This window comes from Psychrosphaera sp. (genome assembly GCF_982872775.1).
This window is the reverse complement of record NZ_CEYNSH010000006.1, coordinates 75,585-91,611: the sequence shown is the minus strand read 5'-3', so window position 1 is coordinate 91,611 and position 16,027 is coordinate 75,585. Positions and strand designations below refer to the sequence as shown.

Here is a 16,027-nt window from a genome sequence, read left to right as displayed (position 1 = left end):
CCGACCGCCTGGTTCGTAGCCAGGTACTCTATCCAGCTGAGCTACGAGCGCGCAATATTAAACTTTAAGAATGGCGCGCTCGGGAGGATTCGAACCTCCGACCGCCTGGTTCGTAGCCAGGTACTCTATCCAGCTGAGCTACGAGCGCGCATTACTTAAACACATTGAATGGCGGAGAGGGGGGGATTCGAACCCCCGATAGGGCTACAAACCCTATACTCCCTTAGCAGGGGAGCGCCTTCAGCCACTCGGCCACCTCTCCAATCAATGCGGGGTGTATAGTAATGATCTAAGAAAATAAGTCAAACAAAAATTTAACATTGCTTAGTCAACTGCGCTGATTTTAACCAATTACCCCGCCTTTTAGTAATTTATCAGCCAAATATAAAAAAACCGGCCAAAGGCCGGTTGATTTGCTTATTCAGCTTCCGAAGGCGTACCGCCTTTTTCCGCTTGAATTCGCATGTAGATTTCTTCACGGTGAACCGCGACTTCTTTAGGGGCATTAACACCAATTCTTACTTGGTTGCCTTTCACTCCTAAGACGGTGACGGTGACTTCATCACCAATCATTAACGTTTCACCAACACGACGAGTTAGTATAAGCATTCTAAGCTCCTTATATGCTTACTTAGGTTTCTTTCAAAAGTGAAAGCTCCGTACCGGACTTCTCCGATAGACGCTATTCTACCTAGAGTCAAAGCATCTTACAATTTAATTGATTTTACAGGCCAACATGCTTAAAACTTCTAAGGGCATACTGTCCCAGTTCCATTTACCTTTTATCAATAATTCATAACCTTAGGGTTAAGGTCGGTTGAAATAATACGTCAATACACTACAAACGAATGACTGCGCCCTGCTGCCAATCTTTTGTTACTAAATCATTCAACGACAACAGAAATCTTAGCAACAGATCCCAATATTTGCATAATCGATATTGAAATAAATTAAATTTTTCAAAGAATTACCAATATGGGTACGACTGTGTAGGAAACCTGCTGTATAAAACGAGTGAGCCTAAAGATTTTTATAATTACCTTCTGTAGAACTCAATTATTGATAACTACATAATATAATACGACTTAAACGCAAAGAAAGATCAGACTCGGCTGGGCCTAGATAAGAGAAAGCGTCATGTTTGAGTCTGTAAACTCAAAACCATGACGCTTTGTATTTATTGAAGAAGGTTAAGCTAGTTTTGATGCAATAAAGGCTTCTGCTGCTGCAAGAGCTGCATCCACATTTTCAGGCTGTGAGCCACCAGCTTGAGCCATGTCAGGGCGACCACCGCCTTTTCCACCTACTTCAGCTGCGGCTGCATTTACTAAGTCGCCTGATTTAACTTTACCAATTAAATCTTTAGTAACGCCGGCAATTAAACTCACTTTACTGTCATTACTTGCTACAAGAAGTAAGACAACTGAGCCAAGTTTGTTTTTAAGATCATCAACCAAGCCACGCAACGACTTCGGATCGGCAGCGCCTAAGTTAACGATCAGGGTGTTAACTCCATTTACCACTTTCACTTGTTCCGTTAAGTTGCTGCCTTGTTGGCTTGCCAATTTGTCTTGTAACTGGCGTAGTTCTTTTTCTAATGACTTAGATTTAGCAATTGCCTGCTCAACTTTATCAACTAATGCTGACGGCTCAGCTTTTAATAAATTCGCTGCCGTTTGGATTGTCGACTCAAGTGCATGAACGTGTTCAATAGCCGCTAATCCAGTCACAGCTTCAATTCGACGAACGCCTGCTGCGATGCCAGCTTCACTGACGATTTTGAAAAGACCAATATCTCCAGTGCGGTTAACGTGTGTACCACCACACAATTCGATTGAATAGTCACCCATAGTCACAACGCGTACTTCATCGTCGTACTTTTCACCGAAGAGTGCCATCGCGCCTTTTGCTTTGGCATCGTCAATCGCCATGACTTCAGTTACTAGTGGTAAGTTGCGCTGAATTTGATGATTTACTTCACGTTCAACTTGCTTAATTTGATCGGCCGTTACACCTTCATAATGAGAGAAGTCAAAACGGAACTTATCCGCCTCTACCAATGAACCTTTTTGACCAACATGCTCGCCCAATACGTTGCGAAGCGCAGCGTGAATTAAGTGTGTGGCAGAGTGGTTTTTCTTGATTGCTTCACGGCGTGCTGTATCGATTACCGCTTTGGCTTGTTCACCGACATTGATTTGGCCATTTGCCGTACCGTAATGAGCAATCGCGTTACCTAGCTTTTGAGTATCAGCGACAACGAACGAGCCACCAGCCAGAGTAATTTCACCTTTGTCGCCTGACTGACCACCAGATTCCGCATAAAATGGCGTATTATCTAAAACCAAAATACCTTGTTGACCATCAGTCAGTGACTCAACCGATTGACCTTCCGCAAATAGCTCAAGTACTTTTGCATCAAACTCAGTTGCGTCATAGCCTTTAAACTCAGAGGTTTCAGCGCTCGTAATTTGGTCGTTGTAATCCGCTTTGAATGAAGACGCCGCTTGAGACTTCTTACGCTGAGCAAGCATGTACTCTTCGAAGCCAGCTTCATCAATGGTTAATTCTTTTTCACGCGCAATGTCAGCCGTCAAATCAGCAGGGAAGCCATAAGTGTCGTAAAGGCTAAATACCAATTCACCCGGGATTTGTGTCCCTTCTAACGTCGCCAAGTTCGACTCTAATAACGCCAAACCACGCTCTAATGTCTTAGCAAACTGCTCTTCTTCAATGCGTAACATCTTTTCGACAACCGCTTGTTTTTGAGCAAGTTCAGGATAGGCTTCACCCATTTGCTCAACGAGAGTTGCAACAAGTTTATTAAAGAATACGCCTTTAGCGCCAAGCTTATGACCGTGGCGAACCGCACGACGAATAATACGACGTAACACATAACCACGCCCTTCGTTCGACGGCATCACACCATCAACAATAAGGAAAGAAGTCGAACGGATGTGGTCAGCAATCACGCGCAAAGATTTGTTTTCTAAATCAGTAACGTTTAATAACTCAGCGGTCGCTTTGATCAGGTTTTGGAAAATGTCGATTTCGTAGTTTGAATGAACGCCTTGTAAAATTGCAGCAATACGCTCAATACCCATACCTGTGTCCACTGAAGGCTTAGGTAGAGGCGCCATTTCACCGTTTGCAGAACGGTTAAATTGCATAAATACAATGTTCCAAATCTCGATAAAACGGTCACCATCTTCTTCTGGCGATCCTGGAGGACCACCCCAAATGTGTTCACCGTGATCAAAGAAAATCTCAGAACATGGGCCACAAGGTCCAGTGTCACCCATTGACCAGAAGTTGTCTGACTCGTATTTTTTCTCTGGAGACTTGTCACCAATTCGAATGATTTTTTCTGCGGGAACACCAATTTCTTTGTTCCAAATATCAAACGCTTCGTCATCGGTTTCATAAACCGTAACAAGTAACTTTTCTTCAGGTAATTGAAGTACTTTGGTCAAAAACTCCCACGCGTATTTAATGGCGTCCTGCTTGAAGTAGTCACCAAAGCTGAAGTTACCTAACATTTCAAAAAACGTGTGATGACGAGCAGTGTAGCCCACATTTTCTAAGTCATTGTGTTTACCACCAGCACGAACACATCGCTGAGAGCTCGTTGCACGAGTATATGGTCGAGCTTCCGCTCCTAAAAACACATCTTTAAACGGCACCATGCCCGCGTTGGTAAATAACAATGTTGGGTCATTGCCCGGTACAAGTGAGCTTGACTGAACAATCTGATGTTCTTTCGATTTGAAATACTCTAAAAATGCCGTTCTTAAACTGGCCGTTGTGTTATACATTCGCTTTACCTGACTGTTATGTGTTACTGCTGTCGTAAGTTCTTTGCTCTATCGACTTATTCGTCGGTCGATATCGCGTAATTTATTTGGTCTATTGAAAAACCTCGATACTGCATGTATCTAAATCGCTTGGCCCTTTCCTTTTGGTCTTCAATGAGCGTTTCACCATATTTCCGTTGGTAGGTGTCTTTGGCCTGTTCAAACCAATCCGTGTCAGACTCCTCAAGCCAATGTTCTGCGTCCTGACTTTTGACGCCGTGCTGTTTTAGGTCGTTTAAAATTCGATACCAACCCAAGCCAGAGGACACTTTATGACGAATAAACGCCTTAATATACCTCTCTTCACTAAGCCAGTCGTTTTCGATCAACTTGGTTAGTAAAGTATTTTTCATTTCTTCGATTTCGCAAACCTTGTCGAGTTTCTTTTGGAAATCGGCAACCGAATAGTCTCTCTTAGATAACCAGTAGAGCGCTCGGTTATAAAGCTTTTTTGGGTCCGTTATGGGATCGTATTTAATTCCCGGATTAAAACCCATTCACTACTCTTCGTCTATTTTGTTTTCTGTTTGTGATTGAACTGACGCTGTCTCGTTCTCGTCACTTTGTTCAAGACCACCTTCCTGAACTGGGCGATAAATATCTAAAAACGCCTGAAGAAACATCAGCATGAGCGCCGCGTAGGCGATTACCCAACCCACCAATAAAATAGGCATTGCGATTAACATGATGAATAATGAAATCAATCCGTAGATGGTTAAAGGCATGCCATTTAACCAACAGGCTTGAAAGCTCAACTTTACTAAATCAACGATTGAGCTCTCTGGTGCAACCCAAGCCGACTGAATCAAAAAGGCGGTTGCCATAAAGTTGATCAGCAACAAAACGCTTAACATCAAAACTTGGCTAAACTCAGGGACTTGTTGTTCGGCTAACTGGCCCATCATCCCTGTCGCTACTGCCGTAACTGGAATAGACAACAACACAGATACTGCCGCAACTCTAAAGAAAATACGGTATTCTTTGAGTTTACTAAAATACTCAAAAATATCTGAGACGCTGGCCTTTTGGTCTTGTTCAATCTGAGAAGATACTTGATAAAAACCAGCAGTTAGAAATGGAATGATGAGTAATGCGACAAAATTAAAATAAGGGATCAGTCCAGATAACAGACTCACAACCATCAGAACACCGGCCATTCCCATAAATACAGAAGGGTTTAACGTGAATATACGCCAACCACGTTTTACCCAGGTCAATGCCGATAATGTTGGTCTTTTGTGAACTTCTAGTTGCATATACGAGCGCCTAAATTAAGCTTTTTCTAACGAAAAATAGTAATGATGTTTTAATATCAGGCAATAATACCTGAATAGCATGGTATTTCCATTACCTAAGGGTGTTACAACTCAGGTTTTTTAAGGATATTTGTGAAGAACGAATCAAATCACAAGCACAGCCCAGACACAATGAACGAACATAGCGATAACTCGACACTCGAATCTAGCGCAAACGACAGCGTACAACCTCCAAAAAGTGAAGGTGTTTGGCAGGTATTTTCTTCTATTGAGCAATTGAAGAGCGCGCTGTCATCCGCGCAATTTAAGTCTCTTTTTAATACTGATTGTCCCTTTACCAGCGCTGAGTTTCTATCTGCACTCGAAAAGCACGACTGTATCGATTCTAATGTGACCATTGATGAAAACATAACCCAGAATTATGAAAAAATAGATGGCCTACAAACCGGATGGTTAGCGCAATATTACCTTTACCAAAATTCACGAGTTCCTAAAGAAATAGGTTTGTTTATTTGTTACATCAAACATCACTCTTATGGCGAATATGTTTTTGATTGGGCTTGGGCCGATGCATATCACCGCCATGGTTTGGACTACTATCCAAAACTTATCAGCGCCATTCCATTTACACCAGTGCCGACTTCAAAGTGGCTTGGCAGTAGCAAAATGACAGAAGCCGAAGCCTGGCAGGCGGTGTTATCTTATGCAAAAGAAACGGGGGTAACTGGTGGTCATTTGCTGTTCCCTGCCGCGTCTTTCGAGAATAACAAAGGCGTCACCTCTTCCACCATTGAGTCAAACACTAAGCCGTTATCTCAAAGTGGCGCACAACCAGAAAACGAATACAGGCAACCCGACGCTTTTGAATTGATTGAACGCCATGGACATCAGTTTCATTGGTTTAATAAGAAACTAGGCAGCAGCAACCGGTATGCATCTTTTGATGATTTCTTGAATGACTTAACGGCAAGAAAGCGAAAAATGATTAAAAAGGAGCGTAAGAAGGTAGCGGATGCTGGTATCCGTTGTGTTTGGAAGTCGGGGGATGAAGTCCCTCATAGTGAGCGAGTACGGTTTTATCAGTACTACCATAACACCTATTTTAAACGGGGCCGGCAAGGATATTTAACCTTTGGTTTCTTTAATGAAATTTTTGAAATCCTGGCTTCAAAAGTCAGGCTACTGGTTTGTTATCACGGCGATGAAATGGTTGCGTCGGCTCTCTACTTTATTCAACAACAAGGGGATAAAACGGTGTTATGTGGGCGCTTTTGGGGCAGCAACGAAGGATTTGATTTGGTTCATTTTGAGGCTTGTTATTACTCGGGAATCGAATATGCAATTAATAAGCAAATCGACATATTTAACCCGGGGACCCAAGGTGAACATAAGATCCCTCGCGGTTTTAGACCGATTGTTACTCATTCTTACCACCACCTATTTCAGTCACCATTTCACGATGCAATCAACGATTATTGCCGTCAGGAACAAGTCCACAATCAACTATATATAAAAGAGTGCGAAACTAGACTTCCTTTTAAAGTAACAGACCCATAATCAGAAACCAGAAAACAGCACCGTTAGTGTTCGGCTATCAACCTACTCACCTTCATTTAGTTTACCACCACCGTATAAACACTATGGTAAACCTAGTTGTTGCTCGCCTAACAATTCTACTGACGGTTAGGCGCTAACATTCGCTCGGCTTTTTCCAAAGGCCAGTCTTTCAATTTCGCGTAGGCTTGTAATTGGCAGTCAGTGATTTGACCCACTGCAAAATACTTGCTTTTAGGATGGGCAAAGTACCACCCCGATACCGAGGCTCCAGGATTCATGGCGTAGCTTTCGGTAAGTGTCATTCCGATATTTTTTTCTACATCAAGTAACGCCCACAGTTTTTCTTTTTCACTGTGTTCAGGACAAGCGGCATAACCTGGTGCAGGTCTAATGCCTTGATACTTTTCACGAATTAAGTCGTCATTTGAAAAACTCTCTTCTGGTGCATAACCCCAATATTCCTGCCTAATTTTCTCGTGCAGATATTCGGCCAATGCTTCTGCAAGTCGGTCCGCCAGGGCTTTAACCATTATATTGTTGTAATCATCGTTCTTGGCTAAATATTCAGCCGCAAGTTCATCTGCACCAAACCCAGTCGACACCGCAAAACCACCTATGTAGTCATCGACGCCGAGGCACTTTGGCGCTACAAAATCAGCCAGTGCATAATTGGGCGATTGGTTTCTTGTTTTGATTTGTTGCCGCAGTGTATAAAGCTCGATTTCATTATTGGTTTTATTACTAGAGTCACTCTTTTCTGGATAGACAAAAATAGTCTCGGCTTCACTGTTTGCTCTAAACAAGCCAAACACAGCTTTGGCTTTGATTCGCCTTTCACTTATGATCTTATCAAGCAGTGTATTTGCATCATCAAACAGTTGACGTGCCTGATCACCGACTAAGGTGTGATTGAAAATTTGAGGGTACTTGCCATGCAGTTGCCACGTTAAAAAGAACGGCGTCCAATCGATATAGTCGCGGAGTTTGCTCAAATCAATCTCGTCTAAAACCGTGACTCCCAATTGTTTAGGGACGAATATATTCTCTGGGTGTTGCTCGTCGACAAAACGATTAGCTCGCGCTTCCTCTAAGGTTAACAAGCTTGTTTGTTGATGCTTTCGCTGATGTTGTTCTATAGCTCGATGGTATTCTTTATTTACTTGTTCAACAAAGCTGTCTTTAAGTGTTGTACTTAATAAGTTACTAGCGACAGATACGGCTCTACTGGCATTCGGCACATATACGACCGGGTGTTCGTAATGGGGATTTATTTTTATGGCTGTATGAGCTTTGGAAGTCGTCGCACCACCAATCAGCAAAGGTATAGTAAAATCATGACGAGTCATTTCCTGTGCCACATGTACCATCTCGTCGAGTGAAGGCGTGATCAAGCCAGATAAACCAATAATATCGACCTGCTCTTTTTTGGCAGTCTCGATAATTGTTTGAGTTGGGACCATGACACCGAGGTCTATCACCTCATAATTGTTACATTGTAAAACGACACCCACGATATTTTTACCAATATCATGAACATCTCCTTTTACCGTCGCCATCAGGATTTTACCTTTGGCGGAGGCTTCGGTCTTCAACGCTTCGATATAAGGATTGAGATAGGCAACCGCCTGTTTCATCACTCGAGCAGACTTAACCACTTGCGGTAAGAACATTTTCCCTTCACCAAACAAATCACCGACCACATTCATGCCATCCATCAATGGCCCTTCAATAATTGATAACGGTTGGTCGTAGACTTGACGCGCTTCTTCCACATCGCCTTCGATGTATTCTGTGATGCCTTTTACCAAAGCAATTTCTAAGCGCTTTTCTATTGGTTCCTGACGCCACGAGTCGTCTTTTTTATTAGTTTGTTGACCATCTCCTTGAAATGAGGGGGCTATTTCTAACAATCGTTCTGTGGCAAGAGGATCTCGATTGAGGATCACATCTTCAACGGCGACTTTAAGGTTTTCGGGAATATCATCATAAACCGTTAATTGGCCAGCATTGACAATCGCCATATCTAATCCAGCGCGGATAGCATGGTACAAAAACACCGAGTGCATTGCTTCTCGCACTGGATTATTTCCACGAAAAGAGAAAGAAACGTTACTCAAGCCGCCAGAGACTTTTGCGTGAGGAAGATATTTTTTAATGTCGCGAGTCGCTTCAATAAAAGCCACGGCATAGTCATTGTGCTCCTCAATACCTGTGGCCACCGCAAATATATTTGGGTCAAAAATAATGTCTTGTGGGTTAAAACCAACTTTTGTAACAAGCAGTTGATAGGCGCGCTGGCAGATTTCAAACTTCTGCTTACGAGTTTCGGCTTGGCCTTCTTCATCAAAAGCCATAACGACTGTCGCAGCACCATATTTTTTAACTAGCTTTGCTTGTCGTAAAAATTCACCTTCGCCTTCTTTTAGTGAAATAGAGTTGACGATTGCCTTGCCTTGTACACACTTTAACCCCGCTTCGATGACTTCCCATTTTGAAGAGTCGAGCATGATGGGTACTTTGGCAATATCCGGTTCAGCAGCAATAAGGTTACAAAAGGTTTGCATCGCTTTTACCGAGTCCAACATGGCTTCATCCATGTTGATATCAATGATTTGTGCACCATTCTCGACTTGCTGTCTTGCGACTTCGATGGCGGCTTCAAAGTCATTGTTGAGAATGAGGCGTTTAAAAATGGCAGATCCTGTAACGTTAGTTCGCTCGCCAATGTTGATAAAACGGCTGAATTCCTGGCTCATAACTTAAACATCTCCAGACCTGACAAACGCATTTCAGGTGACTTTTTCTGTGGGATTCTAGGTGTTTTTCCAAGGCTAGCATTCGCTATCGCTTCAATGTGCTTTGGTGTGGTACCACAGCAACCACCGATAATATTTACCCAGCCGCTATCTATCCATTCCCCCATCTGTTCGGCCATCTGAGGTGGCGTTAAATCATATTCACCAAATTCATTTGGTAGCCCAGCATTAGGATGAACAGAAACAAAACAATCCGCCATTTCGGCCAATGTTTGTACATAAGGCCTGAGCATATCTGGACCCAAGGCACAGTTGAGCCCAACAGCAAGTGGCTCGACATGAGCGATAGAAGCATAAAAAGCTTCGGTTGTTTGGCCCGATAAGGTTCTGCCTGATGCATCGGTAATAGTCCCACTTACCATTACAGGGACTTTGCGGTTTAGATCTTCAAATAATGTTTGAATTGCGAATAGCGCAGCTTTGGCGTTAAGCGTATCAAAAACGGTCTCAACGAGAATTATGTCTGCGCCACCGGCTAGTAACCCCTTCGTTGACTGATAATAATCATCCTTTAATTGATCAAATGTGATTGCTCTATACCCGGGATCATTGACATCGGGAGACATTGAAGTGGTTTTCGCCGTTGGGCCTAAAACGCCCGCAACAAAACGAGGTTTATCTGACGTACTAAATTCATCACACGCTTCTCTTGCAAGTCGTGCTGCATGGAAATTTATGTCATACGCAGCCTCTTCTAGGTCATAGTCAGCCATTGATGTTTGTGTTGCGTTAAAGGTATTCGTTTCTAGAATATCAGCGCCAGCTTTTAAGTAAGCTTTATAAATAGAAGAAATGAGTGCTGGTTGAGTTAACGTTAGCAAGTCGTTATTGCCTCTGAGCAACACAGGCCAGTCAGCGTACAACTCACCTCTAAAATCTTCTTCTTGAAGATACTGCTGCTGAACCATAGTCCCCATCGCACCGTCGAGAACAAGTATGCGTTGTTTCAAAAGTTGTTTAATTTGTTCGGTGCAATCGGGCCGAAAGTTAGGACAATTATTACTACTCACGTTAACCACTACAAAATAAAACCATCAGAATATATAGACTACGCCAAGCAACGCCAAAGTCAACATCTAGATGTATAGATGTCTATATGTTTATTTTATAAAAAAACCGAGTTTAAAAACTCGGCTTTAACGCTTTAAAATGACCCGCTCTGAATAATGCTATTTACTCAGTTCTTCAATCAATTGTTGGCTCAATTGTATATTATCGGCCGACCCTTCAATCGCAGCTTCGGTTTCACGCTTAATTTGTTCTAAGTGCGCCATAATATCATCTGAATTAGAAAGCTGGTGCTGCACCATCGTAATGGTTTGTTCAACAGATGACTTACTCGTTTCTGCTAATTCGGCTAATGAACTAAGTTTTTCAGTTGTGTCATCGGCAATTGATACCGACGTATCCATTAGGTTTTCAACTTCTGACTGCTTGGTAATAATCGAAGATGAAATATCCATGATCTTTTTCATCTCAGTTTGAATTTGATCGGCAGAACTATTCGCCGTATTAGCTAGCGAGCGAACTTCGTCAGCAACCACAGCGAAACCACGTCCATGCTCACCTGCTCGTGCAGCCTCAATTGCCGCGTTAAGTGCAAGTAGATTGGTTTGTTCTGCGATGCCTTTAATTGCCTCTACTAAATGGTCGATGTTTTTACTGTTTTCATCTAAAGACGATAAGAGTTGAGTAAATTCGGAAATAAAGGTCGCTGAGTTTTTGATATTCGTGACAAGACTAGCCAACTGAGTAATTGAATCTTGGCTCATCTGAAAGGTTTCATCTGCGCTCTGCTTCGAACTAGAAGAGTTAATTTCAATTTCTGTACTCTGATTAATAAAACCAGAGACTTCTTCAACACCCGTTTCAACCGTCGACAGTTTGTTGAGAGCTGTCTCGTTAACACGTTGAGCATTCTCTTGAATCTGATGTGCAATATCGAGTGCACCAGAAAACTCTGCGGCATCATACGCTGCAGCTTTTTCCTTTAATTCATTTAACTCTCGGATACTTACGGTTGTATGTCCGTCTGGAATTGCAGATTTGAAAAAATTCAACATTTGGGAAACCTTTCTTTATATGACTCTTTTGCGAACAAAAATAACTCACTTATTATCGTCCAAAAAAATAACTTCTTTATAGGTTAAACAGTTCTTTGAACAATTATAGCCTTATATCAAAAAGTTAAAGTAAAATCTTAGGATTATTTTTTTTAGCCCAGCTACTGAAACAAAATGTAACGAATAAGTTAAAATTTAACCAACTGGCTTATCGGATAAATAACCTTAAGGTTGAGACATTTAAAAAAAAAGCGGCTAAAATGACTGCATTAATTTATGCAAACATTTCAAAGTAAAATTATATATGTATTTTTATGCAGCCCGACAACCTATTCTCGATGTCAACAAAGAACTATACGCATATGAGCTCTTATTTAGAGACGGCGTAGACAACGTATTCCCTGATATCGATGGTGACTTAGCAACTTCGCGAATAGTTGAAGGCGCACAAATTAATTTTGGTCTAGAAGATTTAACCGACGGCAAGCCAGCATTTATCAACTTCACGTTGGATACAATCGTAAAAAAATACCCAACAATGATGCCTCCGCAAAGCATGGTTGTCGAAATTCTAGAGACAGTCCAGCCAGGCAAGCGCCTACTAGCTGAAGTACAGAAATTAAAAGAACAGGGTTATACGCTGGCCCTTGATGACTATGAACATAAGCCTGTATGGAAACACTTTTTCCCTTATATCGACTTAATTAAGATTGATCTAAGAGACTTAGAAAAAGACATGGTTGAGAAGATAGTAAAAGACCTATCTGCTTATCCTAAAATCGAGTTATTGGCTGAAAAAGTTGAAACACTTGAAGAATTTGAATGGTGTAAATCACTTGGCTTTAAGTACTTCCAAGGCTTTTTCTTTTCAAAGCCAGAAATGGTTAAAACCAAAAACTTGTCTCCGGCGCAAATGACGCTAGCAGAGTTGTTATATGAGACATCTAATGAAGATGTTGATTTGCCCAAACTAACTCAGATATTCGAGCGCGACATTAACTTATCTTACAAGTTATTGCGTTATGCCAACTCAACGGTTTTTAAACGAGTTTCTGAAATCTCGACTATTAAGCAGGCAATCATCACGCTTGGTCACCTAGAGCTTAAAAAGTTTTTGTCTTTATTATTTTCAGCTCAAGTTGGCGATTCTAAACCTGACGAACTTCTTAAAATGTCGATGATTCGTGCCCGTTTTTGTGAGCAACTTGCGATCGTTGAAGGCACTCAAGATATAGGTAAAGCCTTCCTAACCGGCATGATGTCATTAATTGATGCAATATTGGATGAGTCAATTGAAAAAGTCATGGAGCAGCTTCCTTTAGCCGCTGAAATCAAATCAGCGATTATGGACGGTGAAGGTAAGCTCGCAGAGTTTTTAGAATTAGCCAAAGCATTCGAGCGTGGTAACTGGAAACAAGAGTCTGATATAGAAAAAGAACTCAATTTACAATCTGATAAAATCCCAGCTTTATACACGGAAGCCCTAAACTGGGCCGATGAACAAATTGAAGTATTACACTCAGGTGCCTAAACAAAAAAGGTAAATGGTTACTTGCCATTTACCTTGTCCGACAAAAGCCAAAGCATTCTAGACTTTTAACATAGGTCGCATTTTAGCTAATGCTTTTTGCCCGATACCGCGTACCCCGAGCAAATCTTCCACTGTTTTAAAACCACCGATTTGTTTTTTGTATTCCAAAATCGCTTTTGCGCGTTTAGGGCCGATGCCTTTTAGTGTAATCCAGTCCGCTTCGGTAGCTTCATTAATATCAATTTTTGTGTTTAATTCAGATAGGTCATTAGACACTGAAGGTGTTGAGCCCGGCTCCGATTGAACCCAATCTTCTTGTACTAATTCGCCTTTTGTAACGTCGCCTTGAAAGTGCTCGCCCTGTAGTCGCTCTAATGGCAAAGGCTGTGCGTTTAAGGTCTCGACAAGTGCCAAAAAGGACAAAATTACTGCTAACGTTGCCCAGCGTATTAAATTGTTTGAATATTCGCTCATGTTCCATCTCCAAAAATGTATTCGGGAACCATTTCCCAAATAAATTTATAGACGAGTAAGAACCTAAGCTCCTGTTTTTAAAGTATAGTTAGCGGTACAGATTGTTAAATTTCGATTTTATCAGTAACGGTTTTTTTTATTAATTCACTCACCGCTAAATAAAAGCTACGACGATGACTGGTTTTACGCCACACAACGCTTAAAAACCGAGCGGCATCTTTGCTTACCATAGGTTCACTGCTTAATGACGAACCAACCAATACGCCAGAGTTAATAGCCAAAGTTGGTAAGTAAGTTTCGCCTTTGTGGCCTTCGACCATTGCCAAAAGTGAATTTAGACTCGATGCATGAAAGGGATGGATATTTGCATCGTCGAGTAAGTGGCAGCCGTTAATAGCGTGATCTGACAAACAATGTTCACTTTCTAATAGGTATATCTGTCGACCTTTTGGCTCTGTATCTTTGTGAAAGACGCGATGAAACGGGTCTCTTGCCAATTCATACTCGACAAATTCTTGAGTGTCATAGGGAGTTGCCAACATGACCACATCCAATTGACCTTCTCGTAACATCGCCAAGCAGTTATCACTTGTATCCTCTCTAACATATAGTTCTAACTGAGGGCACTCTTCTTGAATGACGTTAATAAGCTCTTTAAGAACAAAAGGCGCGATGGTAGGGATAATGCCGACATGAAGTTCGCCAACAAACTCATCACCGCCTGCACTCGAGGTCGCGACCAAGTCTGCACTAAGCTCGATAATAGCACGTGACTTTTTGACAACATCAATACCTAAAGGAGTAAACACAAAGGTCTTGTGATCTCGCTCTATGAGTTGCGAATCAAGCTGCTCCTCTAAGGACTGAATAGCACTTGAGAGTGTAGATTGTGAAACAAAACACTTTTTAGCTGCTTGACCAAAATGACCCGTGTCATATAACGCAACTAAATACTTCAATTGTTGCAATTTGGGCAACTTCATCGACAAAAACCTCTTTGAATTTTCGTGTGAGAATAATATCACAAACTTTTTTGGAACTTTTTGTATTTTAAACGACCAAAATTAGCAATTGACCGCAATATTCAGGTAAAGTAGCACATTCCTATTATGCTTAACATTGGACGTATTCAGAGGGGGAATATCTAATGACTATTTCCAAAGCAGTAAAAGTGGCGATAATCGTATCTACTATGACATTTGCACTTGCAATTAATGCAAGTAGTGACGAGTGCCCGGAAATCAAGATGACATTGACGAACTGCGATCCTCAAGTAAAAGAACAGACATGGTGGGATAAGCTAACTAACGCGTCATTTATTCAGTTTAATATCTTTGATTTGATCGAGTTGATTAAAAAAGACAGTAATGAATATCGCGACTTTAGTGACAGGACTCCTAATCAAAGCATATAAAAGGAATAAGTTTGAAGATTGTTCAGGCTTTTAAAAGTGCTGCCGCAGCTTTTTTTGGTGTACAAAAATCAAAAAACCACAAAGAGGACTTTGAGTCCGAAACCCCTTTTCCATTCATTTTGGCAGGAATTATTTTGTCCATCGGACTGGTGCTACTGCTAATGACGATTGTGCAAATAGTGATTTCTTAACCAGCTCACCCTAAAAATAAGTATTAAAAACCTATGATTTTTGTGGGTTACTCGCAGGATCGTAGTAAGCAAATATTTCCCCAACTTTCTCTCTACTTGCGCCGTTTTGGCTAATACTTCGACCTACTCTCACAAATGACTGCTCGCTTTGGTCATATAACTTACGAGTCAGCTCGGTATCATGATTACTGATCAATACAGGTATATTGCGCTTAAACGCTGCTCGTTCTGCAACCTTAGCTAACTTGGCTTGTTCATTAGCGTCAAAGCCACCGGTTGCATAACTCGTAAAGTTTGCCGTTTGCGATAACGGGGCATAAGGTGGATCACAATAGATAACAGAACCTTTTCTTGCTCTAGAAAACGTCTTTTTATAATCCTCACAAACAAACTTGGCTTTCTTGGCTTTTTGCGAGAATGCAAAAATCTCATCTTCCGGAAAATAAGGTTTGTTGTAGTCGCCAAACGGAACGTTGAACCCTCCTTTGAGGTTGTAACGACATAAACCGTTGTAGCCGTGACGATTTAAATATAGAAACAATAGTGAGCGATAGTATGGGTCATCCGACGCGTTAAACTCTTGACGAAGTCCATAGTAAGTCACTTTGTCGTTGTTTTTAGGAACAAATAACTTCTTTGCATCTCGGACAAATGACACAGGACGTGCCTTTACAAACTTATACAAGGCGATAAGGTCAGGATTCACATCATTGAGCAAATAACTGTCATAGTCACTGTTTAAAAATACTGACCCAGCTCCGACAAAAGGTTCTATCAACTTTTTGCCTTCAGGTAAGCGAGTGTTGATTTGTTCAACTAAGCCATATTTTCCGCCGGCCCATTTTAAAAAGGCGCGAGTTTTTTTCTTCAT

At 41.5% G+C, this 16,027-nt stretch carries 14 protein-coding genes and 2 tRNA genes; 4 read left to right on the top strand and 12 right to left on the bottom strand.

Going from position 1 to position 16,027, the window contains the following annotated elements; translation table 11 throughout:
* Positions 1-71: 71 nt before the first annotated feature.
* The 6 genes from AC4E96_RS03310 to AC4E96_RS03285 all read right to left on the bottom strand — a co-directional run bounded on the left by AC4E96_RS03310 (position 72) and on the right by AC4E96_RS03285 (position 5,110).
* Positions 72-148 (bottom strand) — tRNA-Arg (locus AC4E96_RS03310).
* A 21-nt stretch (positions 149-169) separates the two neighbouring features.
* Positions 170-262 (bottom strand) — tRNA-Ser (locus tag AC4E96_RS03305).
* Between the two features lie 155 nt (positions 263-417).
* On the bottom strand, positions 418-609 hold the full coding sequence (gene csrA / locus AC4E96_RS03300) for a carbon storage regulator CsrA (protein WP_215963951.1): 192 nt from the start codon (positions 607-609) through the stop codon (positions 418-420).
* A gap of 581 nt (positions 610-1,190) precedes the next feature.
* On the bottom strand, positions 1,191-3,815 hold the full coding sequence (alaS, locus tag AC4E96_RS03295; RefSeq protein ID WP_490254900.1) for an alanine--tRNA ligase: 2,625 nt from the start codon (positions 3,813-3,815) through the stop codon (positions 1,191-1,193).
* A 56-nt stretch (positions 3,816-3,871) separates the two neighbouring features.
* Positions 3,872-4,351: a regulatory protein RecX gene (locus AC4E96_RS03290; protein ID WP_488032902.1), complete on the bottom strand. Its 480-nt coding sequence runs from the start codon at positions 4,349-4,351 to the stop codon at positions 3,872-3,874.
* Between the two features lie 3 nt (positions 4,352-4,354).
* The gene (locus AC4E96_RS03285; protein ID WP_490254899.1) at positions 4,355-5,110 is read right to left on the bottom strand and encodes a DUF2189 domain-containing protein; all 756 of its coding nucleotides are present in this window, start codon (positions 5,108-5,110) and stop codon (positions 4,355-4,357) included.
* Positions 5,111-5,242: 132 nt separating this feature from the next.
* On the opposite strand from AC4E96_RS03285, the gene AC4E96_RS03280 reads away from it, so the two are divergent.
* Complete coding sequence (locus AC4E96_RS03280) at positions 5,243-6,667, top strand: GNAT family N-acetyltransferase (RefSeq protein WP_490254898.1); 1,425 nt, start codon at positions 5,243-5,245, stop codon at positions 6,665-6,667.
* 116 nt (positions 6,668-6,783) lie between these two features.
* On the opposite strand, the gene metH is transcribed toward AC4E96_RS03280, so the two are convergent.
* The 3 genes from metH to AC4E96_RS03265 form a co-directional block, all read right to left on the bottom strand.
* A complete protein-coding gene (metH, locus tag AC4E96_RS03275; RefSeq protein WP_490254897.1) occupies positions 6,784-9,423 on the bottom strand; it encodes a methionine synthase in 2,640 nt (879 codons plus the stop codon).
* The gene (locus AC4E96_RS03270; protein ID WP_490254902.1) at positions 9,420-10,400 is read right to left on the bottom strand and encodes a homocysteine S-methyltransferase family protein; all 981 of its coding nucleotides are present in this window, start codon (positions 10,398-10,400) and stop codon (positions 9,420-9,422) included. The genes metH and AC4E96_RS03270 overlap by 4 nt, the downstream gene beginning before the upstream one ends.
* Before the next feature lie 252 nt (positions 10,401-10,652).
* Positions 10,653-11,546, bottom strand: a complete 894-nt coding sequence (locus AC4E96_RS03265; RefSeq protein ID WP_488032897.1) for a methyl-accepting chemotaxis protein — start codon at positions 11,544-11,546, stop codon at positions 10,653-10,655.
* Between the two features lie 304 nt (positions 11,547-11,850).
* Here AC4E96_RS03265 and AC4E96_RS03260 point away from each other — a divergent pair, with 304 nt between their 5' ends.
* Positions 11,851-13,077, top strand: a complete 1,227-nt coding sequence (locus AC4E96_RS03260) for an EAL and HDOD domain-containing protein (RefSeq protein WP_488032896.1) — start codon at positions 11,851-11,853, stop codon at positions 13,075-13,077.
* Between the two features lie 57 nt (positions 13,078-13,134).
* Here the strand turns inward: AC4E96_RS03260 and AC4E96_RS03255 are convergent, their stop codons facing one another.
* Positions 13,135-13,551: a ComEA family DNA-binding protein gene (locus AC4E96_RS03255; RefSeq protein WP_490254896.1), complete on the bottom strand. Its 417-nt coding sequence runs from the start codon at positions 13,549-13,551 to the stop codon at positions 13,135-13,137.
* Positions 13,552-13,655: 104 nt separating this feature from the next.
* The gene (locus tag AC4E96_RS03250) at positions 13,656-14,534 is read right to left on the bottom strand and encodes a hydrogen peroxide-inducible genes activator (RefSeq protein ID WP_490254895.1); all 879 of its coding nucleotides are present in this window, start codon (positions 14,532-14,534) and stop codon (positions 13,656-13,658) included.
* Between the two features lie 164 nt (positions 14,535-14,698).
* Here AC4E96_RS03250 and AC4E96_RS03245 point away from each other — a divergent pair, with 164 nt between their 5' ends.
* Together AC4E96_RS03245 and AC4E96_RS03240 are read left to right on the top strand one after the other, a co-directional pair.
* Entirely contained in the window at positions 14,699-14,965 is a 267-nt protein-coding gene (locus tag AC4E96_RS03245) for a hypothetical protein (protein ID WP_490254894.1), read from the top strand.
* 11 nt (positions 14,966-14,976) lie between these two features.
* Positions 14,977-15,156 (top strand): DUF2970 domain-containing protein, encoded by a 180-nt coding sequence (locus AC4E96_RS03240; protein WP_488032892.1) that lies wholly within the window; start codon positions 14,977-14,979, stop codon positions 15,154-15,156.
* A gap of 31 nt (positions 15,157-15,187) precedes the next feature.
* On the opposite strand, the gene AC4E96_RS03235 is transcribed toward AC4E96_RS03240, so the two are convergent.
* Positions 15,188-16,027 carry a Dam family site-specific DNA-(adenine-N6)-methyltransferase gene (locus AC4E96_RS03235; RefSeq protein WP_490254893.1) on the bottom strand — a complete coding sequence of 280 codons (840 nt, stop codon included), beginning with the start codon at positions 16,025-16,027 and terminating at the stop codon, positions 15,188-15,190.